This window comes from Cupriavidus sp. HPC(L) (assembly GCF_000307735.3).
GTDB lineage: Bacteria > Pseudomonadota > Gammaproteobacteria > Burkholderiales > Burkholderiaceae > Cupriavidus.
Genome location: NZ_AMPR02000376.1, coordinates 1 through 1483 on the forward strand (window position 1 = coordinate 1; position 1483 = coordinate 1483).

At 72.4% G+C, this 1483-nt stretch carries 2 protein-coding genes; both read left to right on the forward strand.

Features of this window, described 5'->3' with window-relative positions:
* The coding region (gene rimI / locus B551_RS18055) for a ribosomal protein S18-alanine N-acetyltransferase (protein WP_023264713.1) at positions 1–451 on the forward strand (451 nt) is incomplete at its 5' end.
* Complete coding sequence (locus B551_RS18060; RefSeq protein WP_006580031.1) at positions 448–1431, forward strand: uracil-DNA glycosylase family protein; 984 nt, start codon at positions 448–450, stop codon at positions 1429–1431. The genes rimI and B551_RS18060, both read left to right, overlap by 4 nt.
* Positions 1432–1483: the final 52 nt, after the last annotated feature.

Consider the following 1483-nt stretch of genomic DNA (forward strand, 5'->3'; position numbering starts at 1 on the left):
CGAGCAGCGCGCCTACAGCCATCCGTGGACCCGCGGCAATTTCGAGAACTCGGTCAAGGCCGGCCATATCGGCCTGACGCTGCGCGACCCCGCCGGCCAGCTGGCCGGCTACGCGGTGCTGATGCCGGTCGTCGACGAGATGCATCTGCTCAATATCACGATCGAGCCGGCGCGCCATCGGCAGGGACTCGGCAAGCTGCTGCTGGCGGTGGCGCTGGCCACCGCGCATCAGCATCGGCTGCCCAATGTGCTGCTCGAAGTCAGGCCGTCGAATACCGCCGCGCTGGCGCTGTACGAGGCCGCCGGTTTCGAGACGATCGGCCGGCGCAAGGGCTATTACCCGGCCGCCGACGGGCGCGAGGATGCGCTGGTGCTGCGGCGCCGGTGGGACACGGCCCGGGATGGCGCACAGGACGGCGCGCAGGACGGCGCGCGGGAGGCATCGGCATGAACCGGCGCGCGTTATTCCTGGAGGCGCTCGGCATCGGCACCGAATGGGTGCCGCGCCATGCCGCCGCCGTTCAGGCGGAGCCCGAGGCCGCGGCGGCAACGGGGCTGCCGGACCGGCAAGCGCCAGGCTTCGAAGGACCGAGCCATCCAGCGCCGGACCATCCAGCGCCGGACCATCAGGCGCCGCGTCTCGACGCTGCCCGCGCGACGACCGCCCCCGCGCCGACGCCACGCCAGCCCGTCATTCCGATCGTTGCCGACGACGGCTTGCGGCTGCCGCTCGGCGAATCGGTCGCGCAGCCGGCGGACGACCTTGCCACGCTCGACTGGCAGACGCTGGAAGCGCGCGTGGCCGGCTGCACCGCCTGCCAGTTGTGCAGCACGCGGACCCGCACGGTGTTCGGCGTCGGCGATCGCGAGGCCGACTGGATGCTGGTCGGCGAGGCCCCGGGCGAGAACGAGGACCGGCAGGGCGAGCCCTTCGTCGGTCAGGCCGGCAAGCTGCTCGACAACATGCTGGCGTCGCTGCAACTGGCGCGCGGGCACAACGTGTTCATCGCCAACGTGCTGAAGTGCCGGCCGCCGGGCAACCGCAATCCCGAGCCGGCCGAGGTCGAGCACTGCGAGCCTTTCCTGCGCCGGCAGATCGCGCTGGTGCGTCCGCGCCTGATCGTCGTGCTGGGCCGCTTTGCCGCGCAGACGCTGCTGCGCACCACCACGCCGATCAGCAAGCTGCGCGGCACGGTGCACCGCTACGAGGGCATCCCGGTGGTGGTGACCTACCATCCGGCCTACCTGCTGCGCACGCTGCCCGACAAGGCGCGCGCCTGGGAAGACCTGTGCCTGGCGCGCGATGTCTACCGGCAGAACGATCCGGCGGCGCCGGCCGATCTGCTCGACTCCGGGCTGCTCGACCCCAATCGGGTCGAGTCACAACGGGCCGGCACTGCCGGCGGCGGCGATGCGGGAGCCGGTCACTGAACTGGCCGGCGCCGGCGCGACCACGGCCGAGCCGCTGTGGCGCGCCGCCACG

Bases quoted from the DNA above. Each gene is read 5' to 3' on its own strand.
- B551_RS18060 (WP_006580031.1), top strand. From the start codon at position 448: ATGAACCGGCGCGCGTTATTCCTGGAGGCGCTCGGCATCGGCACCGAA.